This is a genomic window from Xylanibacter ruminicola Ga6B6, assembly GCF_000687715.1.
Lineage (GTDB): Bacteria > Bacteroidota > Bacteroidia > Bacteroidales > Bacteroidaceae > Prevotella > Prevotella ruminicola_B.
The window spans coordinates 308,645-334,015 of sequence record NZ_JHXD01000002.1 but is presented as its reverse complement, the minus strand read 5'-3'; the positions used below and the strand labels follow the sequence as shown (position 1 = coordinate 334,015).

Sequence of the window (25,371 nt, the reverse complement as noted above, 5' to 3'; positions counted from 1 at the left end):
GACCCACCCCCGGCCTTGAAGATTTTGTCCGCTTAAGGACTAAATCGCCTGCTGAGGGAGGGGAGTGAATAGAATCAAGAACAAAGAAACATTAAAACATTAAGATTATGATACAAATTAAAAAAACAATACTGACGCTCGTCGCGCTGTTAGCCGTGACGACCGGAGCGTGGGCCACGGACGTGATTACCGTCAAATGGTCCAGTGGCGAAACCTATGAAAACAACAACAGCAAAGACGGCGTCACGCTTTCGGGTGATATCGTCTATTATTATGCTGATGAATGGCAGCTGGCGTACGATGAAGAAAAGGGCACGTTCACGACCGAGCTTGGCAACTTCACCAAAATCGAAATCACCGGAGGCTATATCAATGGCTTCAGTGGTGAGGGCTGGAGTGGCGGCAGGACGTGGACAGGTAATGCTGCAGCGGTTCCGTTCGGGGGATACTTAACAGACGATTCTGGGGATAGACCTTGGACGATTACCTTCACCATAGAACCAGCCTCCGACGCCCCCGCCTCCTCCGGCCCCGAGGTCGCCTGGGACAAGGCCAAGAACACCGGCACGTTCACGATGCCCGGCGGCAACGTGACACTGGAGCCCGAGTACTACCCGCAGGCTACTCTGGCTTTCCAAGGGCTGACCGCAGCAGAGGATGCCGCTGCCAAGACCGAGGCTCCGCTCGCAGTCGTGGCTGACGGCGCAGTCACCGGCGGCACACTGATGTACTACGTCACCACCGACAAGAACTTCTCCCAGGCCGACGCCATCGCACTGGCCGAGACCCAGTGGAGCGCCGCCATCCCAACGGCTGAGACCGTCGAAGCAGCAGGCACCTGCTACGTGTGGTACTACATCAAGGGCGACGACGAGCATAGCGACACCGACCCCAAGCCCCTCCAAGTCACCGTGCTGCCCGAACCCACCTACACCGTTGAGTTCGCCGAGGGCACTCCAGAGACCGACAAGTGGAAGGCCGACCCCGCCGCCGGCGTGACGAAGGGCCAGACCGTCACCGTCACCTACACCGGCTCGAAGAAAGTGCTCGGCGTGAAGGCGGAGAAGAAGGCGAAGGCTGCCGTCCCCATCACCGTAACGTGGAACAACGATGATATAACCGGCAGTGGAAATTCTTTCACCAAGGACGGTGTCACTATAACTGCCGGCGATATAGACTTCGATGAAAAGAATTTCATAGGAGGCGGAACATTTACCACCACCCTCGGCAACTTCACCAAGATTGAAGTGACTACATCGCGTTGGCAAGCATCAGGCGAAGGCTGGTCGGGCAGCACCTGGACCGGCAATGCCTCCAGCGTATCGTTCAGCGACGATATTAAGGATCGTGGCGAGGGCACTACCAAGTTTGTGTTCACCATTGAGCCGACGAACTGACCGCCCCCCTCTCGCGCGTATATAATATAAAAGGTATAAACAACATAAAGAAATACAATATATGAAAACAATATCAAGATATATAATGACGCTCGCGCTGCTACTCACGGTTGCGGTACCGGCAAGCGCCATGCAGATATTCGTCAAGACGCTGACGGGCAAGACCATCACGCTCGACGTTGAATCTACCTACACCATCTTAAAAGTGAAAGGAATGATCAAGGACAAAGAGTCGATACCAACCGACATGCAGCGTCTTATCTTCGCCGGCAAGGAACTCGAAGACTCGAAGACACTGAACGACTACAACATCCAAAAGGAGTCAACCCTCCATTTGGTTATACGCACCATTGAAGTAACTTGGAACGCTGCAACCAAGACCGGCACCTTCTCGATGCCCGGCAGCGACGTCGTGCTGACACCCATCTACGCCAAGGCAGCCGCATTCGCCACCACCGGCACCGAGCCCGAAGTGAAGCCGCTGCTGCCCGAAGCCGCTGAAGGCGTCATCGCCGGCACCGACGCATCGCTCATCGCCGAGGGCACCGGCATCGTGGCCTTCGCCGGAGAGAGCACCGAGGTCACGCAGGGCACGCTGATGTACGCCGTCGGCACCTCAGCCACCGAGGCCCCCGCACTCACCGCCTTCAGCGCCACAGTGCCCACAGCCAAGGACATCGCTGACGACGGAGCAACCGTCTACGTATGGTACTACATCCAGGGCGCCGACGCCCCCGAGGGTGTAGCCGCCACGCTCGACAACACCTTCGACAACACCGAGCCCGCCTGCCTCACCGTCCAGGTGCTCACCAACAAGTTCGACATCCAGTTCAACGCTGCCAACGCCAACACCATCGAGGCCGGCAAGGCTACCGTTACTGTAGGTGGCACCGACAAGACCGGCGACATCACCGAGGGCAAGCTCCAGGGCGTGAAGATGGGCAGCGAGGTGAAGGTCAAAGCCAACACCGGCTACAAGTTCCGCAAGGTGGAGGTGAAGAAGAGTGTTCCGAAGCAGTAACCCTCTCGCGAATGTATATATATATAAATGTATAAAAACATAAAACAATGAACAATATGCGAAACAAAATATTATCACTGCTCGTGCTGCTACTGACCGCAGCATCGGGCGCATGGGCAGAAGAAGCGACTATCACGCTCAAGTGCGGCACGACAGAGAAGACATACGAGAATGTCACACTGCCTTGGTCAACTACGGCGGACATTCTCAAAGCGGTTGTCACAGACTTAGATTTTAATGTTAACATCAATGCCATATCTGGAGGCGATGGTAAAGTCGTAAAATATGGTAATGAGAACTTCACAGTTACCGGCACCTTCAGTGGTGATGCAACGGTTACTGTCTCTTATAACATGGGATCATCTGCCACTATAACCGTGACTGCTCCTAGGCCATTGATGACCCTCAACGAGGCTAAGACTGAGGCTACGATGGAGATGCCCGCCTACGATGCCACCGCCGAGTACGAACTGGTGCGCGACATTACACAGCAAGTAGATCTGGAAGTGCGCATTGATGGCACTGCCTCTACCCGCATACGCATAGCTAAAGACACAGAAGGCCACTACAAATTTGTTACTACCGAGGGTTGGCAATATGCCGCTGTAGATAAGATTAACAACGTAAATTTGACAAATGGCGAGCTGAACTACTCATTCAAAAAGAAAGAGGGCGAAGAATACGTGGGCAAGTCTGAGCTTGAGCTTAGCCCCGGTATCTGGCGTTTGGAGGCTACTGCCAACGAAGGAAAGCCATATGTAGGCACCATCTACGGCCACGACATTGAGCTATATGCTGGCTACGACATTACCGTACCAGCAGGCGAGTACGTTACCTACTTTAAGAACGAGAAAATAAAGGTTGAGGACGCTAACGCTGAGCTTTACACCATTACCACCGTAGGCGAAACAATAGCCACACTGAGCAGCAAGCTTAACGTTGCACCTGCCAGCACCCCATTGCTGGTTTACAACAACAGCACCGAGCAGAAGACATTCTTGCTGATACCTGCCACTGAGGATGCCGACGCTGTAACACCTGCAAGCCAGTTTAAGGGCACTCTGGAGGCTGCCAGCATTCCTGCCAGCACCAGCACGCAGGACAACTACGCACTAAACGGTAAGGCTTTTGTTTGGGTTAAGAACGCACTGAACATCAGCGCCAACAAGTGCTGGCTGCAGATTAACTATCAGCTTGCATCAACACGCGCCAACACCCGATCGATTGTTGGCGGTAACGGCACAACAGGCATCGATGCCGCTACTAGCGACGACAACGAGGGCGACTACTACGATCTGCAAGGCCGCAAGGTGGAGAAGCCTAACCGCAAGGGCATCTACATCCAGAATGGTAAGAAAGTAATCGTTAGATAATTGATAATTGACAATTGATAATTAAAATAGTAACGAATATGAAAAAAATATTATCGATATTAGCACTGGTATTCGTGGCGATGACTGCGAGGGCCGAAGGAGACTTCCAACTAACAGTTGGCACCAATGCACACGGCACCATTACCTTTAAGGTGGGCGATAACGAGGTGAACGTTGCCCAAGAGGGACAAACCGTAACGGTTATTGTTACACCTAACACAGGTTGGACCACCAAAGCCGTTAGCGGAAAATGGTTTGCCGCAGTTGCCAAAACACGTGGCGTTGACATGCTTAACAACATTACGCTTACCGCTGCAGGCACTAACACCTACACGTTTACTATGCAGCGTGCCAACGTAGAGATTAACGCTACCTACAAGCAGCTGATACAAACCAGCTGGATTACACTGGGCACCAGCGAATACACCTACAACGCTCAGGCTAATGAGCCCACAGTAACCGTAAAGAACGGCGACGTAACAATACCCGCCAGCGCCTACAGCGTTAGCTACACTAACAACGTGAACGCAGCAGCCGCTACTGCCACCGAGGCACCAACGGTAACCGTTACCATTAACAGCAGCAACGACGACTATGCCGGCACAGCCAGCAAGGCATTTACCATTAATCCTGCCGAGCTGACACAGCTGACACTGAAGGAAACGCTGCTTACACATGCCTTTAAGGAGCTTACCGTAGAGGCAGCCAGCGTAAAAGCCGGCGAACTGGATGTGCCCGAAAGCGGCTACACCCTGAGCGGCAACAAGGGCACCGATGTGGGCAACTACACCGCCAAAGCCACCGGTATAGGCAACTTTACAGGCACTGCCACAGCCACATGGCGCATTAAAGAGGGCGAGCCAAAGATTGACGTAGATGCCAACGAAACAGGCGAGGAAAATAAGGAGGTTGACGACGTGAAGATGAAGATGAGTATAACCGACGATGCTGCCGAAAATACCACCACCGAGACACGTATCGTTACCGACCCCGAGACCGGCGCTGAGAAGCAGGAAACATATACCGTAATACCTGTAGTGCTTGACGACATTACCGTACCCGAACAGGCTGGCGAGAAAAAGGAGATTACCGTAACAGTGCCCAGCGAAATAGTAGATGGCAACGTAATTTACAAGGTTACCGAGATTAAGGCCGACGCCTTTAAGACCGACGCCAACAGTAACACCGTGGTAACAGCCGTAATACTGCCCGAAACAGATACCCCCATTGAGATAGCCGATGGCGCTATGAAGGTTGAAGGCCAACTGCTGAACGTGATTACACCACTGAGCATGCTTGACGATTACGCCCTGATGACATCGCTGAAGGACAACTACGAGAGCAGCCTGATAACAGCTACAGCCACACCAAAGAACAAGTACTGGACATTCTCGAGTGGCGTGGATTGCACACTGCCCGAAGGCATTAACGCCTTTATTGCCACCTACAACGGCGGAAAAATACGCATAGTACCACTGAGCGAGGACGACCTGAAACTGGCCGACAACCGACGCGGTATTAAGGCTAACAACGGCGTGCTGCTGGCCTGCACCAGCGATAAGGGTGGCGATGCCTATACGTTTACTGCCAGTCCGGGCCGCCAGCTATCGGGTGCTACCATCGCTCAAGAAGATGCCAACAGCTACACTGGCAACTGCTTGGTACCTGTGATTGAGGGCATGCACTTTGATAGCAATAACTACATGATTCTGAAGGACAATGAGTTCTACGAGATTGATCCAAGCATCAACACCAAGGTGCCAGCCTGCAAAGCGGTGCTGAACAAGGCGAAAGGAAAATGATCATTGAACATTGAAAATGTAAAAATGTAAAAATTGAAGATTATGAAAAAGAATATATTTAGCATACTGATGATGGCTGTGGCGCTGGTGGTAGGAACAACGGCGCTGAGCAGCTGCGGTAACGAGGATAATTACTGGAGTGAGGCCATCAACGTTTGGGGCGATGGACTGCAAGGCCACGAGGCTTACTTAGAGATTGGTCAGACTCTGCAGTTAAAGGCCGAGAATGGATTTATGATACCTGGTACAGGCTTTGAATGGGAGAGTAGCGATACATCGGTAGCCACTGTAACTGCCAACGGACTGATAACGGCCGTAGGCCCAGGTACAGCAGTGATTACCGTGTACACCACTGGCGACCCTGTGATTAACCAGAATCACGTCACCATCTACGTGGGCAACCAGACCATGGGCATAGGCAGTGGTAGCGTTGACCAATCGAACGCAGAATAGGAAATAATTGTTTCAGACATTGTTAAGTGAATAAATGGCAAGTGCCCACCGTTGTGATAACGCCGGGCACTTTTTTTTGCGTTTTCCTTTGGTATTTCGCTCGATTTGCACTATCTTTGCAGCATAAAACAATCTGATTATTAATATACAATGACATTGAAAAGCATCATTTTAGCAATAGGTATGGGCTGTTGCGGGACGGCGACGGCGCAAGGGGGCCTGACTACTTTCGTGAAGAAAGTGGGCACGATGATCGACTCGATGTCGGTGAGAGGCCTCGACCGTAGCTATATTGATGCACCTGAGAAACCATGGCAACTGATAGCCAAGGGCAATGTGAGTCAGACGATTGTGAGTATGAACGCCGATGGAAACATATTAGGCGTGGACTACAGTGCCCGACCCTATCTTAAAACGCAGCCCTCACAGTACGTAGGTTTCTGGGCGGGCTACCGAGGCTATGGCATCGGCTACACCGTGAACGTGGGCGGCGATAAGGGTAGCAACCTGGTGTTTGGTGCTACTGGAGGCGCCTACGGCGTGAACGTGCGCATACACTCGTTCGACAACAGCAACCCCAGCATCAACCTGAACAGCGAACTGCTGAGCGAGGAAGAACAGAAAACCTGGGACGACGTACAACTGATAGACCCCATACACGTGCGAACCGTGATTGCCGATGGCTACTATATGTTCAACGGCAAGAAATTCTCGTATGCGGCGGCCTACGACCAGTCGGTGATACAGAAACGCTCGGCAGGATCGCTCATGGCCGGACTGATGTACAACTATACGCGTATCGACTATGCCACCGACCTGAATGGCGACCTGGTGTATCTGATGCACGGACTGGGCAAAGTAAAGCTGTGGCAGGGCAGCGCTGGCGTGGGCTATGCCTACAACTGGGTGCCAGCACGCGGACTGCTGGTTAACGTGATGCTGATGCCCATGGTGACATTCGTGAACAAACTGAAGGTGTTTGCCTACGCCACCAACGTGCCCGAACTGATGACCGACGACAGATTCTGGAGCGAAGACATCAGCAACGAGGAATGGGACGAGTGGTTCTACAGCAATGTGCACATCACACCCATGGGCGACAAAACCATCAACAGCGGTATCAGTCTGGGATTCGACACACGCATGTCGGTCACCTACAACTTCGGACGCTACTTTATCAGTGCCTACGGACAGTTTAACAACATACGCTATCGCCACCAAAGCACGCATGGCTATCTGAACGACTGGTTTATCAACACAGCTTTCGGAGTGAGATTATAATCACGAAAACTCTTAAATAATGTAAAACAGAACGATTTTATCGTGAAAAAGTTGTATTTTAATGTAAAAATCCCTATCTTTGCGGCATATTTGTATGTGCCAGCAGATACTAAAAACATCGACGTTGCGTAATCTATTAACTTATATATATGACAATGATGAACAGAATGAAGTATTGGATGATGGCTGCCACCCGACAGTTGGCCCTTATCATCGTTTTATTGGGCGCCACTACCCTGCAAGCCGAGACCTTGCGTGGAACCGTAAAAGACGCCGTGACTGGCGAAGCACTGATTGGTGCTACCGTAAAAATCGTAGAACTGGAGAATGCCGCCGCTGTGGCCGACATGGATGGTAACTTTACCATCAAGATCAGCAAGGGCGGACGATACACCATCGAGACCAACTATATCGGTTACGAGCCCAGTATCATGAAGGAAATCATGATTTCGGGAGCCAAGGAGGTGGTGCTGGAGATAGCACTGCGCGAGAACAGCACCGAGCTGAAGGAGGTGATAGTGAAGCCCCGTGTAAACAAGGAGGCCACTGTGAACCCATCGGTACTTACCGGTGGTGTGATGCTCTCGATGGAAGAGGCCAGCCGATTTGCAGGCGGTTATAACGACCCTGCCCGACTGGTGATGTCGTTTGCAGGTGTATCGGGTGATGCTGGTGGTAGCGGACTGTCGATCCACGGTAATGCCCCTGAACGCATGCAGTACCGTATCGAGGGGGTCGAGGTGTTTACACCTAACCACTTTAACGACATGTGGAATGCCGGTTACGGACTGGTGAGCGGTCTGAACTCGAACGTGATTGCCAACAGCGACTTCTTTACTTCGACCTTCAACGCCAACTACAACAACGCCCTGAGTGGTGTGTTCGACGTGAAGATGCGCTCGGGAAACAACTCCAAGCACGAGAACATCCTGCAGATTGGTACCGTATCAGAGGAGTTGACACTCGAGGGTCCTATCTCTCGCAAGAACAACAGTAGTTACATCATCAACTACCGATATGGTTTCACATCACTGGTAGATAAACTGGGACTGGTTGACACTGAGGGTTCGCACATGGGCTTCCAAGATTTCTCAGTCAAGCTGAACTTCCCCACCAAGCGTGCTGGTACGTTCTCTATTTTCGGTTTAGGTTTGTTTGATACTAACCACGACGACCCATTGAAGATTGAAGATGCGCATTCGGTTTACGACGCTTCGAATAATGACAGCAAACTGACGCAGATTCTGGCAGGTGCATCTCACAAAATCCACTTCAACAACAAGTGGACCTGGCGCACCACTGTGGCCTACAATATGCAGCACCTGAAGAGCAACATGCATTACTATGGGTTTGCACGCACTGAAAATGGTACCATCAAGCAGCCATTGGCATACGAGGATCCCAACAACCCAAACAGTAAGATGTACCCCTTCAGCCAGCAGCAGATGAACGAAGACCGACTGGTGTTCAACACAGAGCTCTCGAAGCAGGTCACCAGCAAGTGGCTCACACAGTTCGGTGGTGAATACTCGCACCGTTTCTTCAATCTCTACTACCGTTCGCACGACAAGCTCTACGACACGGTGAACCCCATGACTGAATATACCAAGATGAAGGACAACACCGGACTGGCTAACCTGTTCTGGCATAACATCATCAACGTGAGCGACAAGTTCAGTCTGTCAGCAGGTATCTCTGGCAACTACTTCCTGCTCTCGAAAGACCTCTCGATAGAGCCACGCGTGAGCTTCAAGTGGGAACCAAACGAGAAGAACAACTTCTCGATGGGTTACGGTCTGCACTCAATGATTGAGAAGCTCGACGCTTACTTCTATCGCGACGGCAACGACCGTCTGGTCAACAAGGACCTGGGACTGACCAAGGCGCACCACCTGCATGCCACCTACATGCATAAGTTCAACAGCAACCTGACACTGCGCGTGAATGCCTTCTACGAGTACGGATTCGACACGCCAGTGGGCATCAACGGCAGCACCTATTGTGTGACAAACCGCTACTACAACTATACCGACGAGCCACTGGTGAACAAGGGCAATACCCGCAACTATGGCGGCGACATCACCTTGGAGCACTACATGTCGCATGGATTCTTCGGACAGACCAACTTCTCGCTCTATAAGGCAGAATATCGCGGACAGGATAAGGTATGGCGCAACCAGCTGTACGACCGTGGTTTCATGTTCAAGATCCTGGCCGGTAAGGAGTGGATGATTGGTAAAAACGTGTTCAACGTCAGTGCCAAGTACAGCATCCAGGGCGGTCTGCGCTATACACCGGTTGATGTGGATCAGATGCGCAACCGTGTGGAAGCCGGTATCATCGACGATAGTCCTATCTACAAGGAAGGCGAGGAATTCACCAAGCGCTTCGATCCAACAAGCGTAGTGGATCTCACCATCAGCTATAAGATCAACAAGCGTAAGGTGAGCCACACCATCGCTTTCGAGGGTCTGAACGTTCTGGGCGCCAAGGTGCCACAGTACCAGCGCTTCGACCTGGGAACTCGCGATGTACGCATAGACGATGGCGGTATCGCATTCCCAAACATCTTCTACCGACTTGATTTCTAATATGATGAAAAGCAACGGTGCAGCTCGCAAGGGTTGCACCGTAATTTTTTTGATGCTGTTTGTACTTTTTTGTCGATTGCTTGTATTATAGGCTACACAGCCGAAAATAATAGGCACAAGCACTTGACAAGTGGCAAAAAATAATGTATCTTTGCACACAGAGAACTATAAACAGCGAACAACAATGAAACTAAAAACAGCGATTGTAGCAGCAATAGGCTGTCTGCTAACTGCCAACTTGAATGCACAGAGCGTACGCGAAACCATCCGACTTGACAAGGGATGGCGATTTGCACTGGGAAACGCTGCCGACCCCCAAAAGGATTTCGGCTGCGGCACGGAGTATTTTAACTACCTGACAAAGGCCAACTCGATACACAACGAGGGGCCATACACCGAGAAGTTTAAGGAAGACGACCGCTGGCACGAGGTGCAGTTGCCGCACGACTGGGTGACCACACTGCCCTATGCGGCCGAAGCCAGTCACTCGCACGGCTATAAAACGGTGGGCTACAAATATCCTGAGACCAGCGTGGGATGGTATCGCAAAACCATCCACATACCCAACGGCGATCTGGGCAAGCGACTGATGCTGCGCTTCGACGGCATCTTCCGCAATGCCCGTGTGTGGTTCAACGGCTTCTATATGGGCACCGAACCCAGCGGATACGCCACACAAACCTACGACATCACACCCTATATCAAATACGGCGACGACAACCTGATATGCGTGCGCGCCGATGCCACCCTGGAGGAGGGCTGGTTCTACGAGGGCGCAGGCCTGTATCGCGACGTGTGGCTGGAGAAGGCGGCACAGGTAAGCGTGGCACCTTTCGGCACGTTTGTGTACGCCGAACTGCAGCAGCCTTACAGCGAGGCTGTGGTACATGTAAAGACAGAGGTGACCAACAGCAGTCTGAAAACCCAGCTATATGAGGTTGAGCAGCGCATGCTGGATGCCGAAGGCAGAGAGGTGGCACACGTCAGCGGATTCACGTACCCTATACTCGCCAAAGAAACGCGAACAACCGATCATCGGATAAAGATTTCCAATCCGCACCTGTGGAGCACCACCGACCCCTATCTGTATAAGGTGGAGACCACGGTAAAGGTAGATGGTAAGGTAACGGATGTGTACGAAACAACAACAGGTTTGCGTGATATACAGTTTACTGCCGACCGTGGTTTCTTGCTGAACGGTCAGCCCCTGAAGCTGAAGGGCGTGAACCTGCATCAGGACCATGCGGGTGTGGGCGCTGCCATTCCCGATGCCTTGCAGGCATGGCGCATCAAGCAGCTGAAGGCCTTTGGCTGCAATGCCTACCGTGCATCGCATAACCCTATGACGCCAGCACTGCTGGACATCTGCGACCACGAGGGCATCTTAGTGATAGACGAGAACCGACTGATGGGCATCAACGACGAGCATCTGCGACTGCTGGAGCGGATGATTAAGCGCGACCGTAATCACCCCAGCATCATCCTGTGGAGCGACGGCAACGAGGAATGGGGCCTGGAGAACAACATACAGGGCACACGACTGGCCGAAGCCATGCGCGAATACACCAGGCTTTACGACCCTACACGTCACAGTACGGTGGCTAATGCAGGCGGTACCGAGCTGATAAAGGGACTGGATGTGAAGGGCTTTAACTACATTATCCAGAACGATGTGGACAACCGCAAGAAGGCCAACCCCGACTGGAAGATTGTGGGCACCGAAGAGACAACGGGCTGCGGCACACGCGGCATCTACTTTAACAACCCCGACTGCAAGGGCCGCATGGTAAGTTTGAACCGCACCATGGAGCAGAACTACGAGAACATCATTGAGCGCGGCTGGAAGTTCTACGACGAGCGACCATGGGCTGCAGGACTGTTCTACTGGACAGGCTTTGACTATCGCGGCGAGCCCAATCCCCTGTCCTATCCGGCACACGACTCGGAGTTCGGTATCCTGGACTACTGCGGATTCTGGAAAGACGAGGCTTACTACCTGAAAGCGTGGTGGACGGATGAGCCTACGCTGCACCTGCTGCCACACTGGAACCTGCAGGGCCACGAGGGCGAGGAGATAGAGCTGTGGGCCTACAGCAACTGCGACGAGGTGGAACTGATTGTGAACGGAAAGAAACTGGGCCGACAGACGATGCCGAAGAACGGGCACCTGAAGTGGAAAGCCACCTACCAGCCAGGTAAGGTGGTGGCCATAGGCTACAAGAACGGCAAGCGCACACTGACACAGACCATAGAGACCACCAAGCCTGCCTATAAGACAGTGCTGAAGGCCGACCGACAGACGATTACGGCCGACGGACAGGACCTGGCCGTGGTGACCATCGAAGTACAGGACCAGAAAGGGCGCGTGGTGCCCGATGCCTGCCCGATGTTGAACCTGCAATTAGAGGGTGATGCCCGCATATTAGGCGTGGGCAACGGCGACCCGATGTATGCAGGTATCGACCATCCCAAGGAACTGAACTGTAAGGCATTCAGCGTGCCAGCCTTTAACGGCAGGGCACAGGTGCTGGTGCAGAGCACCACACAAAAAACAACCGCCACCCTCACGTGTGAGAGTGGCGGTCTAAAGAACGGAGTAGTTATTATTGTAACGAAATAAGCAATTGGTGCAGACGGGTATCGTCGTCGAGTTCGGGGTGGAATGCCGTGGCAATCTGGTTACCCTGACGAGCGGCAACGATATGGCCATCTACTTCGGCTATCGGTTGGCAGTCGGCCGATAGCACCTCTTCGATATACGGTGCACGGATAAAGGTCATGGGCACGTCGTCGCCAATGCCTTCGACAGAGCCAGTGGTATGGAAACTGCCCAACTGGCGCCCGTAGGCGTTGCGGCGCACACGGATATGCATGGTGCCCAGATAACCCTGTGAGAGCAGGATCATGCCGGCACAGGTGCCCAGCACGGGCATACCGTCGGCAATGGCCTGGCGGATGGGTTCCAGCAGTCCCAACTCCTTGAGCAGGCGCATCTGCACGGTGCTTTCGCCACCAGGCAGAATCAGCGCATCGATAGGCTGCTGCCAATCCTTTAACTGTCGGATTTCGACAGTTTCAACGCCTAGGCGTTGCAGCACCTGCTCGTGCTCTATAAATGCCCCTTGCAGGGCCAATACAGCCACTTTCATCACTTACCACGTTCGGCCATTAAGAGCTGGATCTCCTGCTCGTTGATACCTACCATAGCCTCGCCAAGATCCTCAGAAAGTTCGGCCAGCAGCTTGGCATCCTGATAGTTGGTTACGGCCTGTACGATGGCGGCAGCACGCTTGGCGGGGTTGCCACTCTTGAAGATGCCGCTACCAACAAACACACCCTCGGCACCGAGTTGCATCATGAGCGCAGCATCGGCAGGGGTTGCCACACCACCAGCAGCAAAGTTAACTACAGGCAGCTTGCCATTATCGTGTACGTAGCGTACCAGCTCGTAAGGGGCCTGCAACTGCTTGGCAGCCTCGAAGAGCTCGTCCTCGCTCATCGATACCAAGCGACGGATTTCGCTCTGCATCAGACGCATGTGGCTCACGGCCTGTACTACATCGCCGGTACCTGGTTCGCCCTTGGTACGAATCATGGTAGCACCCTCGGCAATACGGCGCAGGGCCTCGCCCAGGTTCTTGGCACCACACACAAAGGGTACATCAAACTTGGTCTTATCGATATGATAGATGTTGTCAGCAGGGCTGAGCACCTCGCTCTCATCGATATAATCAATCTCGATAGCCTGCAGGATCTGAGCCTCGGCGATATGACCGATACGGCACTTGGCCATCACAGGAATGGTTACAGCCTCCTGGATGCCACGAATCATCTTAGGGTCGCTCATACGGCTGACACCACCTGCTGCACGGATGTCGGCAGGGATACGTTCGAGGGCCATTACAGCGCAGGCACCAGCCTCTTCGGCTATCTTGGCCTGCTCGGGAGTAGTCACGTCCATGATAACACCACCCTTCAGCATCTGAGCTAACTGGCGGTTTAACGCTTGTCTTTCGTTTGTCATTGTTTTATTATTGTTTATGTTGAAATTCGGTGGGCGAAACACCTTTGCGCTTTTTGAAGAAACGCGACAGGTGGGCCTGCGACGAGAAGCCCAGACACAGGGCTACGTCCTTGAGTGGCTTGTTGGTTGTGGTAATCAGTTTGGCAATCTCGGCAGTGATACGCTCGTCGATGATGGCCTTGGGCGAACGACCGGCAATCTGACGGGTGACCTGTGCCAGATAGCGCGCACTGACATTAAGCTGCTCGGCATAGAAAGCCACATCGGCATAGCGGTTGTAGTAATGCTCAACAGCATCCAGGAACTGATTGTAAAGCTCCTCGCTACGCGTGTTACCATCGGCATAAACAGCTGGCAACTGCTTGAGATAAGTTTGCGCATGCAACAGGGCATCGCTCACCTTCTCGTCGAGACTGAGATAGTAGGCCAAAGCCGAACCTAACTGGTTGGCAAGACCATGGCGACGGGGACCGCCAGGCAGATCGGATGGCGCCAGAACCACCGTACACAGCGGTATGAGCAGGCGCTGGATGGCCTCGTACACACGGGGCAGAACCAGTTGTTCGCCTTTGGTAGATGTGAGCACGGGGGCGTAGATGATGTGCTTGGGCTGATAGCGCTTGAGCACATCGGCCAGCATCTCGACCACATCGATACGGCGCACCAGACCAATCTTGATGACTTGCGGCTGGAGGTCGTTGATGATGGCCTCGACCTGTTGACGAACCACAGAGGCAGGCAGATCGTGGAACTCCTGGATACCCAGGGTGTTCTGCACGGTAATCGACGTGATAGCCGATGCTGCAGCACCGCCTAACGCACCGATGAGTCGGATGTCGGCCTGAACACCAGAACCACCTGTACCGTCGCTACCTGTTATCGTGAGTATCGTATTCATGGGTGCAAAGGAAACAAAAAACACTGAAACAACCAAAATTTATTCGCACATTGATAAAAAAAACTGCAATTTGGAAAAAAATTGCAGTTCTTTTTAGTGTTTATCGGCGCCAGCCACCACGACCACGGTTGTCGCGGCCGCCCCACTTCTTGTCGTAACGGCCCTCGGTGTCGATCTTGCCTCCGAACATATTCAGGCGGTAACGTACATGCAGCATGGCGTAAGAGTTAACGCTGTTGAAGCGGGTATCGCTACGGCCAGTGGCGTTTACCCAACGCTCGTAGTTGCTCTGCTGCCCCAACAGATCGTAGAAGTTAAGGGCCACGATGAGCGACTTATTCTTGAGGAACGGCTTGGATACCTGACCATTCCATATCAGCTCATTGGTATTCATCGAGGCATCGTTATAGCCACGACGACTGCGCTCGTGCAGGTTCATGCTCAACTCGAAGTCGAGCGGCAGGCGCACCAGGAACTGTCCACCGTAGTTAAACTGCCAGGTATCGAGGTTGGCTGTGGGCTGCAGCTCGTTGCGGGTGTGCTGGTAGTTGAGCTGGCCATCGAGCGACACCTCGAGCCAATCGTTACGGTAGCCCATGGTGATGCGTTCGTTCAGGTTGGTGGTACGGGTGGTGTTCTTGGCGGCATCGGCCTTATCCTGTGCCACATAGCTCACCAGATTGTTATAGCGCACACGGGTATCGGTACCTACATTCCAATGGGCAGTGCTATCGAGCGCCGTATTAAAGGTAAAGCCGGCATTGACGTTCCAGTTACCATTGATATTCTCGGGACGGGTGATGCTACCACCTGTTTCGGGGTTGTAACGCACCAGGTTTGAGATGGAGTTGCGGATATGGCGGTAGTTGGCATAAACCACGATACTACGCTTGTAACGCACAATATAGTTGTTGTAATAACCATTGAGCGAGCTGGTGAACTGAGGCTTCAGACCAGGGTTACCCATGGTGACGTAAAGCGGATTAGAATCGTCGGTGATATCAAGCAACTGGGTCATCTCAGGCTGACGGGTATCGCCACGGTAGTGCAGCCACAGGTTACTCTGGTCGCTGAACTTATAGTGGAAATCGAAGGTTGGCGTAAGGTTGGTTACATTACGCACGGTATCTACATACACACCACGGTAGTTCTGGATAAAGTTAGAGTGCTGGGGCTGAACCAGGAAACCGATGTTGTAATCGTACTTCTCGACACGGTGGCGCAGGTTCAGGCGCACGTTGTGGGTATAGTTCTTATACTCGGAATAGCGGCTCAGGTCGCGCTCCAGGTAATCGTCGAGTTTATCGTACACACTGTGCAGCCAGGGATCCCAGGTGCGGTACTCGGGGGTGATGCCCTCGAAGATGTTCGTAGACATGTGACTGAAGTCGTAAGTCAGACGGTCGCTCTTGTTCTGGTTATAACGCAACTCGTAGCTGAGTTGCAGGTGGGCACCTTTCCACAGGGGTTCGCTGTAGGATGTACGCAGCACATAGCCCCAGTTATCGGCAGGCGTAGTGCTGTAACGGGCGGTATAGTAGGTAGAATCGTTACCATACTGATCCTGCTTACGGAACAGCAGCACCTCGTTGTCGGATACGCTCTGGTTCTCGCTATCGCCAGCACTACCCTCAACACGCAGAATGATGTTACGACCACGAGGGTTCAAGCGGCGATACAGCTGCAGCATGGCCCAGGCATTCTTGTTTTCGCCATACGTCAGGTTGGCATTCAAGTTCTGGTTAATGGCATAGGGCTTGAGCACCGAGAGCTGGTTGAGCGGGTCGGTGGCATACAGATAAGGGTCGGCATCGTAGGTGGCAGCCATCGACTGGGTAGTGCCATCGCTGGTACCATAGCTACCGTTGGCACGTACCAGGATATTGGTCAGACTGTCGGGCTTCCACTCAAAGCGCAGGTTACCCCACCAGTTATCGCTACGGGTATAGTTGGCCGTAAGGGTGTTAGAGAAGGTGCTGCCCTCGCTGTAGAAATCCTCCTTGGCATTCTCGGTCTGGTTGTCGCCACCACGGTGGTTCCAACGCACGCTGGCATCAATCTTGAGCTTATCGTTATCATCAAAGTTAAAGTTGGTGCCTAACATCTTGCGCGAGTTCAAGCCACGACGGTTCCACCAACCGGCATTCTCCTCCTTATTATTAAAGTTGCCCAACAGCACAAAGCGCGTTTTATCGGTAAAGCTGCTACCCATACCACGCGAGGCATAGCGGTGCTTGGTACCGCCACCCAGGTCGAGGTTGGTCATGTAGCCGCGGTTCATACCTTTCTTGATAGAGAAGTCGAGCACGGTTTCCTTCTCGCCATCCTCGATACCGGTGATACGCGACTCATCGCTCTGCTGATCGTAGAACTTCATGTTCTGGATGATGCTCACGGGGATATTCTTCAGTGCCGTCTCAACATCGCCCAGCATAAATTCCTTACCATCCAGCAGAATCTTTTTCACCTGCTTACCATTGATGGTGATGTTGCCATCCTCATCCACCTCGGCACCGGGAATACGCTTGATGAGCTCCTCGATAGGCGAGCCCTCGGGCGTGCGGTAGGCCTCGGGGTTATACAGGATGGTATCCTTTTTAACGATGACTTGTGCGGCACGACCGGTGATAACAGCCTCCTGCAGCATGATACTCTCGGTTTCCATGAGCAGGTTGCCCAAATCCTGATTAGCGTTACGACGCAGCGTTATCTCGCGTTCGATGGTCTGATAGCCTACCGACGAGATTTTGATGCGGTAGGTGCCACTGGAAGGGGCGGTAAGATAAAAGTTACCGCGCTCGTTACTAACGGTGCCGCCTACAAACGTACTATCGGAAGCGGTAAACAACTGGATGGTGGCCTGCACCATCGGTTCCTTCAGCTCGGCATCACGCACCTGTCCGCGGATAGTAAGCTTTCTGTCCTCGGGGTCGGGCTGCGCCGCAGCACTAAAGGTAACAGATAATAAAGTTAAAACTAAAAAAGACCTAAATAATTTGTACATACTACTAACTAAAAATTTTATGTTGGTTTGGGGAGGTTCGCTTACACAGCGACAGGCCAAGGCCTACACCCTCGGTAAAAGTATTAAGTTTTGAAAATTGTGCAAAAATCGTATCGCGCTTGTTATCGAGTACTGTCGCGCAACTCCAGACGGGCTTTTACGATGACATGCTGTACGCAGGTATCGCCATCCATCTGGTCGTGCAATAGTTTAAAGGCTTTGATGCCCATCTCTTTCTGGTTCTGTTCAACAAACGACACACGAGGGGTTAACACATCAGAGATCCAATCGCTCAAATAACCCACGATTGAGATGTCATCGGGGATACGCAGCCCACGACTCTCGATGGCTTTCATGGCCGATGTGGTGAGCAGACCATGACTGGCAATGATAGCATCGGGGGGCTCAGGCAAATCGAGAAGATCATTAGTATCCGACAAACCAGAGTTGAAACTGATGAAATTACACTTTACCAACTCTTTCTGGATGGGGATTCCACGTTCGCGCAAAGCCTCGAGATAGCCATGCTTACGCTCCGACGTCTGCTTCATCTTGTTAGGTCCACCTAAGAAAGCAATACGCTTAGCGCCACTGTCAATCAAACGATTGGTTACTTCGCGGGCTGACTCGGCATCGTTGATAATCACCGACGAGATGTCGATAGCAGCATCTCTATCAAACAGCACCACAGGCATGTGAATCTTACGGAGATGCTGAATATGCGAAAAGTCGGTGGTTTCCTGAGCCAGGCAAACGATAATACCCTCGACATGCATATTCACCAGCAAGTCGATACAATTCTTTTCGTTCTCGTACTTGTCGTCAGAGTCGGTGATGATACACATATAGCCCACTTTGCGGGCCTCGGCCTCGATACGCTTCACGATATGGGCATAATGGCTGAACGATACATCGGGCACCACAATACCAATGGTACGGGTGGTATCGTAACGTAAGCTTACAGCAAACGGATTGGGACGATAGCCCTGCTCCTTGGCAAGACTAAGAATTTTCTGACGTAATTCCTGACTAACGCCTTCGAGACCTCGCAAAGCACGAGATACGGTAGAGACGTTGACACCCAATAAGTTAGCGATTTCTCGCTGCGAAATTCTTTTCATCTAAGTCGTTGTATAATGTTAGTCAGCACAAAAATACAAATTTTTGCGTAAACATCATACGCAACACTTAAAAAAAATTGCGCAACGCGTTGCTCTCCCCAGTTAGATGGGCCACCGACTTTCGCAAGCCGGTGACCTTATCTAACTAATTAAATTCAATGATATGTGCAACAAGACAACCCTATTGTGATACCATCAAATGGCCTATTATATGAATATTTGTGTTGTTTTGGTATTGCAAATATGAGCATTTTTTTCTAAAAATGCAAGCGCATATACGCAAAAAGCACCGCAACGCGTTGCGGCACTTTTTGATGATATCGGTATATAATTTGGGTATTATCCTACCTTCAGGCACATCATGGTGAGGTCGTCGTTTGGATCGGCACCCTGACGGTGCTCCTCTACCTGACGCTTCAAGCTCTCAACCACCTGCATGGCGTTAGCGAACTCGGTATGACGGAGAACATCCAGCATGTGGTCGTCGCCAAAGCGAACCAGATCGGGGTTCTCGGCCTCGTTCAAACCATCGGTATAGATGAAGAGAGGCTTACCCTTGATGCTCTCGATAAACTCACCTTCGAACTCAAGGCCCTGCCACAAACCGATAGGTGCGTTTGGAATCATCTTCAGGAAGTTACCACCATCAGCATCGCCACCCAGTACGGGAGGATTATGACCTGCGTTACAGAAGTCGAGACGACCGCTATTCAGGTCGATCAAACCAATGAACATGGTGATGAACATACCGTTCTCGTTATTCTCGGTCAACTCGTTGTTGATGCGGGTACAAATATCAGCAGGCGTGTAGTGCTGCTTAGCCATGGCACGGAACAGGCGGATAACCTGAGCCATGAACAGTGAGGCAGGCACACCCTTACCAGATACGTCGCCGATAGCAATATAAAGGTGATCCTTCTCAAGGAAGTAGTCGTACAGGTCACCACCAACCTCCTTGGCTGGCGTCATCGATGCAAACAGATCCAACCCCTCGCTCTCAAGATTAGAGGCCGGGATCATCGACATCTGGATATCGCGTGCAATACGCAACTCACTCTCGATACGCTCACGGGCCGAAGTCGCCTCTTCAAGCTGATCGTAGGCATCCTGCAACAGGTTAAAGGCCTTACGCTTGTGAAATGTATAGAAGCCCAGGAAGCCTGTGAGCAGCAGGATTCCAATACCGAAGCTGATCATACGCTGACGGGCAATATCATGTCCACGCTTCTCAAGCTCCCACTGACTGCGAGCCAGTTCTTCTTCCTTCTGATGGGTTTCGTAGATGGTTGCCATCTCGGCTGTATCATCACGCTTTGACCATACAAGGGCCGAATCGTATGCGTTTACAATCTGATTGGCTACGTAAATAGCCGAATCCTTACGGCCAGCACCGATATTGGCACGATACTTAGGAATGAGATACATCGAGATATTATCAAGATTCATCTTCATGCCACGGACATCAACCCAGTGATCGAGCATACGGAAGTTCTTAGCAGCCTCCTCGAAACGATGAGCCTTCATCAGATAGTCGTTAGCATCCAGCTGGCCCTGCTCGGTAGCTGCATAATCAGTTTTCTGGAAGGCAGCAAAGCTGGCATCTGCCTCGGCACGATGACCGAACTCATAGGCAGTCAAAGCGTTGAACAAACGGATACGGGCGCGAAAGTGGTCGCAAACCTCAGAGTCGGCATCCGGGCGCAAGCGATACACATACAGCAGAGAGTCGGTACGGTCGTTCCACTTCTTACCCTCCTTATAGTGCTGGGTGTTCAGACAGGCCACGGTAATATTGTTAATACCGGTAATGGCCGAACGGATACGTGAACCGTTGGTATCTTTCTTCGAGATAGATTTCTTATACTGCTCGAAGGATTTCTCGTAACTCTCAGAAGCATCCTCGACGTGACCAAGATACATCTGGGCCGAACCAATTACATAATAGAGAACAGCCAGATCGCCCGACTGTGCCTTAGGATGTCCTGCCAGTTTCTGTACGGCAGGTGTTGCTACACGAAGCGTTGCCTCGTAGTCGTTCTTAACCGAAAGCATCTGCGCCAGCACGCGAGCCGAACGGCTATAATAGAGCAAATCCTTTTCCTGTAACTCCTCTACTTCCAAGGCTTTCTTGAAGTATGCCTCAGAGGCTGCTTTTTTCTTCAGGCTGCGCAAAGCAGTACCGCGCCAATAATTTGCCTTTACAGGACTGATGTCGCCTGTCTTTTCCAAACTGTCGGCCAAAGCAAACTTACGTTCATAATCCTTTGCTTCCTCAACAGCTACAATCATACTGTCTATGGCACTTACCTTCAGCGAATCCTTAGCCGACTTACTGTTTCCCTTCCATGAGCGCGAGTTGCCGCCACACGACATAAGGATTGCAGCAGTAAGGATTAAGGTAATCCTAAATTGCCATTTTTTCAAATCTCTCATATATTAATAATTAGTCCATTGTTTTTTATTTCACATATTCAGCAAAGTCAGTCAGTTTCATGTCGCCCTTACGAGCCAGTGTGTCATGCATGGCAAATGCAGCAGTGAGGTTATGACGGGTCTGTCCCATCTTTGCAATCTTCAGATAATCCCACAACAACTGCTTATAGTCGGGATGTGCGCAGTTCTCAATAATACACTCTGCACGCTGAGCAGGGCTCTTACCACGCAGGTCGGCCACACCCTGTTCGGTTACAATGATGTTTACATCGTGCTCCGAAGAATCCTGGTGACTAACAAATGGTACGATAGAACTGATTACACCACCCTTAGCAATTGATGGACAGGTGAAGATAGAAAGATAGGCATTGCGGATAAAGTCACCGCTACCACCAATACCATTCATCATCTTCACACCACTGATGTGGGTTGAGTTCACGTTACCATAAAGGTCGGCCTCGATAGCCGTATTGATAGCAATCACACCTAATCGACGGATAATCTCAGGCGAGTTACTGATCTCGCTCTGGCGCAGTGTCAGGTGCTGCTTCATATAGTCCATATTGTCGTAAACCTGCATCAAGCAATCGTTAGACACCGTAAGCGAGCAAGCCGAGGCATCCTTTACACGTCCGTTCAGCATCATCTCGATAACCGAGTTCTGAATCACCTCAGTGTAGATATTAAAGTTGGGCACGTGCTTATCCTCACCGAGTGCACCAAGAATAGCGTTGGCAGTAGAACCTACACCACTCTGCAATGGCAGGAACTCCTGGGGAATACGACCTTTGTGCATCTCCTCTACCAGGAACTCGGCTGTGAGGAAACCAATCTTTTCTGTTACAGGGTCGCTATCCTTAAAGGCACGGGCCTCATCGGGGATGTTGCACTCTACAACACCTACCACCTTGTCCTTTGGAATGCTTACATAAGGCTTACCAATACGGTCGCCTACGTGTTCAATGGGGATAGCCTTGCGGTAAGGAGGATCAAGTGGCTCATACACGTCGTGAATAAACTTTGCGTTGGGATTGTGGAACGAGTTAAGCTCCAGAATTACCTTCTTAGCCAAGCGGGCTGCTGTTGGCGAGATACCACCTGCAGCAGTCAGATACACGTGATAGTCGTTACCAACCTCTTCGATATCACACACCTCGAGGATAGCCCAATCCACATCGCCATAGAAACCGTAACGCAGTTCCTGTGCCATATGACTCAGGTGCAGGTCGTTATAGGGAATCTCACCTAAGTTTACATGCTTACGGAAGTCGGGATTAGTGGTATAAGGGGCACGGTACTTAATGGCCTGTGCATTTGCAAGATCGCCATCAGTACTCTGACCTGTAGATGCACCGGTAAAGATACCTACCTTGAACTCGCGACCAGCCTCATGCTCAGCTACAGCAATTTTAGCCAACTCTTTTGTTGTTGCCTTGGCTACACCTGCGGGTGTAAAACCACTCATGGCGATGTTCTCGCCATTCTTAATCAATGCTGCAGCCTCGGCAGCTGTGATACGTGTATATGCCATATGATAGATTAAATTTGCAAATTTGCGTGCAAAATTACTACTTTTTAGCGAAACGACCAAAAAAAACGCCGAACTTTTAACCATTATAAGTACTCCATCAGCACATCCCACACAGCAATGATATGACAAATGCTACCAGCAAGCACAAAAAAGTGGAAAACGGAGTGCATATACTTGGTCTTATTCAAAGAATAAAAAACGGCACCAGTGATGTAACTCACGCCCTCGGCAATAATCCAAACAACAGCTGCTGTTGATACTGAATCGATCAAAGGTTTGAAGGCCACCAGAACACTCAGACCCATACCGACGAAACAAAACGTTTCGACGTTGGAATGCTCTTTTAGATGGATAAAACTGATAATGGTTCCAGCGATAGCACAAGCCCACACAAAGCAGAAAAGGCTCCACCCCCAATAGCCTTGTTCGCGCAGGGCCACCAACGTTAAAGGCGAGTACGAACCAGCTATATGCCAATAGATAGCAGCATGGTCCCATTTGCGTAATCGTTCCTTCCATTTTGAGTGGTGCTTGATGGAGTGATAGATGGTAGAGGCAGCATACGAACCCAGCATACCAAACAGGTAAAGAATCACGCCAATTCGGGCCCAGTTATTATCGGCCTGGAAGCACCATATCAGGAAAATAATGCCAAACACCACACCTAGCAGAACACCTCCACCGTGTGATGCTGCATTCCATATCTCCTCCTTCTTGGTATACCTAATCATAACGAATCTATTTAATTAAAATCTTTTGTAGAGTTTTTGACATTTTCTTATTTTATCTGCAGACGATTCACATCCTCATCAACAATGGCTGGACGGAAATCATCAGCAGCTAACCTCAACAACACATTCTGAAGCGTTATACCATCGACATGACGAATATAGAAGCCCCAAGCAGGAAGCTCGCCAAACATGGTAAACTCCGGATATTTCTGTATCTGTTCCGGTACGTCGGCTTTACGCCAAAGGGGAATATAAGCCATACCTTTGGTGGCCCGACCAGGATAAAGGATGCTGACATTCTGGAGCATAACGTTCTGGATTTTGTTGCCAGGGATACCGCAGATGCTACTGGGGAAGGGATTGTGAAAGAAATCCACTTCAGGGCCTCGCAGATCGTAAGCCTCATCAGGACGACCGAAAGGTACCTCACACTTAAAATCGCGAATGGTAACATTCTTAAGCGAGCCTTTACGCTGACCAGCACGCTGTCCTAAACGCATAAAAATAGGATTGCCTGTATTCCGTGCATCAACACGCTCCACAAGGATGCTATCAATCTGAGCACCATCTACACTCTCGATAGCAATGGCCGAACGGAACGTATCGCGAACCTTGATATCGTGGATATACACCTGACGGAATCCACCCCACGAAGCAGTACCGAACTTGATGGCCGAAGCACTACTACGGATATCCAAACGAGCCAGCTCTATGTCACGGCACTCGCTCTGGGTGTGATACGATTTCAAGCAAACGCCATCATCGGCCGAGTTGATACGGCAATCGGCCACCAGCACATGCTGACAATCTGTAAAGTCGATGCCGTCGTTATTCCAATAAGCACGATTCTCGATAGTTAGGTTGGTAAGCGACAGGTGTTGACATAAATCGAACGACAAGCCCCAGTTGGCGCTACTTTTCAATGTCATGTCCTTTACCTCAACATCCTTACATCTATAAAAGAAAAAGAGTTTGGGACGCGCCAATTCGCTGGGACGTTGGCGGCGCTGGTTATAATGTACATCAACTCGCTCGCCTGTATGGTGCAGACTATCGATATTCAGAGCCAATTGTAGGCCCTGTCCATCAATCACGCCCTTTCCACAAATTGAGATGTGTTCTGCCCCGTCTGCCATCAACAATGCCATCGAGGCATTATCACCCCGTTGGTCGTCGGTATCTTCAACAACCATTGATTGATAGTGGTAAGGATTAGTGCTACCGAGCAGCACAGCCCCCTCATCAAACTGCAGCGTGATGCCCGAATGCAACATCAACCCACCTGTAAGATAACGTCCTGGCGCCAGCAATAAAGTACCACCACCTTTCTTCGTCAATCGATCAATGGCTTGTTGCAACTGGTTGGTACACTGTGTACGACCTGTAGTATCAACCTGCAAATCGCGGGTACTGATAGTCGCTTTTGCCTTTGCAGAGCAAGGCAAAGCAGCCAATAACAGTAACAGAAAAAACGCAAAACACTTTCTCATGGCTGCAAAGGTAATCATTTTCCTGAAAAACAAGTAACTTTTTGACACAAAAAAAGGGAATCTGAAGATTCCCTTGCCTTAGGACTTGGTACCCAGACCCGGGATCGAACCGGGATGGATTGCTCCACTGGTGTTTGAGACCAGCGCGTCTACCGATTCCGCCATCTGGGCATAACAGTTTTAGCTGCTTAATCTCCTAAAGCGGGTGCAAAGATACGACT

17 protein-coding genes and 1 tRNA gene are annotated in these 25,371 nt (G+C 51.2%); 8 read left to right on the top strand and 10 right to left on the bottom strand.

The genetic code is table 11. The features are described from left to right. Positions 1-107 precede the first annotated feature (107 nt). The 8 genes from T500_RS0102775 (at position 108) to galA (ending at position 12,538) form a co-directional block, all read left to right on the top strand. A complete protein-coding gene (locus T500_RS0102775; RefSeq protein ID WP_155267405.1) occupies positions 108-1,397 on the top strand; it encodes a hypothetical protein in 1,290 nt (429 codons plus the stop codon). A gap of 85 nt (positions 1,398-1,482) precedes the next feature. Continuing rightward, complete coding sequence (locus T500_RS17125; protein WP_230580823.1) at positions 1,483-2,418, top strand: ubiquitin-like protein; 936 nt, start codon at positions 1,483-1,485, stop codon at positions 2,416-2,418. Between the two features lie 56 nt (positions 2,419-2,474). Next, positions 2,475-3,791, top strand: coding sequence for a hypothetical protein (locus T500_RS0102765; RefSeq protein WP_155267404.1), 1,317 nt, complete (start codon positions 2,475-2,477; stop codon positions 3,789-3,791). 38 nt (positions 3,792-3,829) lie between these two features. Beyond that, positions 3,830-5,593 (top strand): hypothetical protein, encoded by a 1,764-nt coding sequence (locus T500_RS0102760; RefSeq protein WP_155267403.1) that lies wholly within the window; start codon positions 3,830-3,832, stop codon positions 5,591-5,593. Between the two features lie 42 nt (positions 5,594-5,635). Then, complete coding sequence (locus T500_RS0102755; RefSeq protein ID WP_028906853.1) at positions 5,636-6,046, top strand: Ig-like domain-containing protein; 411 nt, start codon at positions 5,636-5,638, stop codon at positions 6,044-6,046. A 150-nt stretch (positions 6,047-6,196) separates the two neighbouring features. Beyond that, on the top strand, positions 6,197-7,327 hold the full coding sequence (locus T500_RS0102750) for a DUF4421 family protein (RefSeq protein WP_080694766.1): 1,131 nt from the start codon (positions 6,197-6,199) through the stop codon (positions 7,325-7,327). A gap of 158 nt (positions 7,328-7,485) precedes the next feature. Beyond that, the gene (locus tag T500_RS0102745; RefSeq protein WP_196243457.1) at positions 7,486-9,918 is read left to right on the top strand and encodes a TonB-dependent receptor; all 2,433 of its coding nucleotides are present in this window, start codon (positions 7,486-7,488) and stop codon (positions 9,916-9,918) included. A 184-nt stretch (positions 9,919-10,102) separates the two neighbouring features. After that, positions 10,103-12,538 (top strand): beta-galactosidase GalA, encoded by a 2,436-nt coding sequence (gene galA / locus T500_RS0102740; RefSeq protein WP_028906850.1) that lies wholly within the window; start codon positions 10,103-10,105, stop codon positions 12,536-12,538. Here galA and pdxT read toward each other — a convergent pair. The 10 genes from pdxT to T500_RS0102690 form a co-directional block, all read right to left on the bottom strand. Further along, positions 12,522-13,067: a pyridoxal 5'-phosphate synthase glutaminase subunit PdxT gene (gene pdxT, locus T500_RS0102735; protein WP_028906849.1), complete on the bottom strand. Its 546-nt coding sequence runs from the start codon at positions 13,065-13,067 to the stop codon at positions 12,522-12,524. The two genes, galA and pdxT, sit on opposite strands and share 17 nt — an antisense overlap. Then, positions 13,067-13,942 carry a pyridoxal 5'-phosphate synthase lyase subunit PdxS gene (gene pdxS / locus T500_RS0102730; RefSeq protein WP_028906848.1) on the bottom strand — a complete coding sequence of 292 codons (876 nt, stop codon included), beginning with the start codon at positions 13,940-13,942 and terminating at the stop codon, positions 13,067-13,069. Before pdxS ends, pdxT begins: the two co-directional genes overlap by 1 nt. Positions 13,943-13,949: 7 nt before the next feature. After that, positions 13,950-14,840 (bottom strand): bifunctional hydroxymethylpyrimidine kinase/phosphomethylpyrimidine kinase, encoded by an 891-nt coding sequence (locus T500_RS0102725; RefSeq protein WP_028906847.1) that lies wholly within the window; start codon positions 14,838-14,840, stop codon positions 13,950-13,952. Positions 14,841-14,940: 100 nt separating this feature from the next. Continuing rightward, positions 14,941-17,844 (bottom strand): TonB-dependent receptor, encoded by a 2,904-nt coding sequence (locus T500_RS0102720; protein ID WP_028906846.1) that lies wholly within the window; start codon positions 17,842-17,844, stop codon positions 14,941-14,943. Between the two features lie 122 nt (positions 17,845-17,966). After that, positions 17,967-18,965, bottom strand: a complete 999-nt coding sequence (locus tag T500_RS0102715; protein WP_028906845.1) for a LacI family DNA-binding transcriptional regulator — start codon at positions 18,963-18,965, stop codon at positions 17,967-17,969. 339 nt (positions 18,966-19,304) lie between these two features. Beyond that, a complete protein-coding gene (locus T500_RS16260) occupies positions 19,305-21,398 on the bottom strand; it encodes a PP2C family protein-serine/threonine phosphatase (protein ID WP_155267402.1) in 2,094 nt (697 codons plus the stop codon). A 25-nt stretch (positions 21,399-21,423) separates the two neighbouring features. After that, the gene (locus T500_RS0102705; protein ID WP_028906843.1) at positions 21,424-22,929 is read right to left on the bottom strand and encodes a succinate CoA transferase; all 1,506 of its coding nucleotides are present in this window, start codon (positions 22,927-22,929) and stop codon (positions 21,424-21,426) included. A gap of 83 nt (positions 22,930-23,012) precedes the next feature. Beyond that, a complete protein-coding gene (gene trhA, locus T500_RS0102700) occupies positions 23,013-23,660 on the bottom strand; it encodes a PAQR family membrane homeostasis protein TrhA (protein WP_028906842.1) in 648 nt (215 codons plus the stop codon). 47 nt (positions 23,661-23,707) lie between these two features. Beyond that, complete coding sequence (locus tag T500_RS0102695; protein WP_028906841.1) at positions 23,708-25,150, bottom strand: glycoside hydrolase family 28 protein; 1,443 nt, start codon at positions 25,148-25,150, stop codon at positions 23,708-23,710. Positions 25,151-25,236: 86 nt separating this feature from the next. After that, positions 25,237-25,321 (bottom strand) — tRNA-Leu (locus T500_RS0102690). Positions 25,322-25,371: the final 50 nt, after the last annotated feature.

What these genes read in the sequence shown, in the direction of transcription:
- trhA (WP_028906842.1), bottom strand. Translation starts at nt 23,660, where the DNA reads ATGATTAGGTATACCAAGAAGGAGGAGATATGGAATGCAGCATCACAC.
- T500_RS0102705 (WP_028906843.1), bottom strand. Translation starts at nt 22,929, where the DNA reads ATGGCATATACACGTATCACAGCTGCCGAGGCTGCAGCATTGATTAAG.
- T500_RS0102725 (WP_028906847.1), bottom strand. Translation starts at nt 14,840, where the DNA reads ATGAATACGATACTCACGATAACAGGTAGCGACGGTACAGGTGGTTCT.
- T500_RS0102720 (WP_028906846.1), bottom strand. Translation starts at nt 17,844, where the DNA reads ATGTACAAATTATTTAGGTCTTTTTTAGTTTTAACTTTATTATCTGTT.
- galA (WP_028906850.1), top strand. Translation starts at nt 10,103, where the DNA reads ATGAAACTAAAAACAGCGATTGTAGCAGCAATAGGCTGTCTGCTAACT.
- T500_RS0102775 (WP_155267405.1), top strand. Translation starts at nt 108, where the DNA reads ATGATACAAATTAAAAAAACAATACTGACGCTCGTCGCGCTGTTAGCC.
- pdxT (WP_028906849.1), bottom strand. Translation starts at nt 13,067, where the DNA reads ATGAAAGTGGCTGTATTGGCCCTGCAAGGGGCATTTATAGAGCACGAG.
- T500_RS0102750 (WP_080694766.1), top strand. Translation starts at nt 6,197, where the DNA reads ATGACATTGAAAAGCATCATTTTAGCAATAGGTATGGGCTGTTGCGGG.
- T500_RS0102755 (WP_028906853.1), top strand. Translation starts at nt 5,636, where the DNA reads ATGAAAAAGAATATATTTAGCATACTGATGATGGCTGTGGCGCTGGTG.
- pdxS (WP_028906848.1), bottom strand. Translation starts at nt 13,942, where the DNA reads ATGACAAACGAAAGACAAGCGTTAAACCGCCAGTTAGCTCAGATGCTG.
- T500_RS16260 (WP_155267402.1), bottom strand. Translation starts at nt 21,398, where the DNA reads ATGAGAGATTTGAAAAAATGGCAATTTAGGATTACCTTAATCCTTACT.
- T500_RS0102745 (WP_196243457.1), top strand. Translation starts at nt 7,486, where the DNA reads ATGAACAGAATGAAGTATTGGATGATGGCTGCCACCCGACAGTTGGCC.
- T500_RS0102695 (WP_028906841.1), bottom strand. Translation starts at nt 25,150, where the DNA reads ATGAGAAAGTGTTTTGCGTTTTTTCTGTTACTGTTATTGGCTGCTTTG.
- T500_RS0102760 (WP_155267403.1), top strand. Translation starts at nt 3,830, where the DNA reads ATGAAAAAAATATTATCGATATTAGCACTGGTATTCGTGGCGATGACT.
- T500_RS0102715 (WP_028906845.1), bottom strand. Translation starts at nt 18,965, where the DNA reads ATGAAAAGAATTTCGCAGCGAGAAATCGCTAACTTATTGGGTGTCAAC.
- T500_RS0102765 (WP_155267404.1), top strand. Translation starts at nt 2,475, where the DNA reads ATGCGAAACAAAATATTATCACTGCTCGTGCTGCTACTGACCGCAGCA.
- T500_RS17125 (WP_230580823.1), top strand. Translation starts at nt 1,483, where the DNA reads ATGACGCTCGCGCTGCTACTCACGGTTGCGGTACCGGCAAGCGCCATG.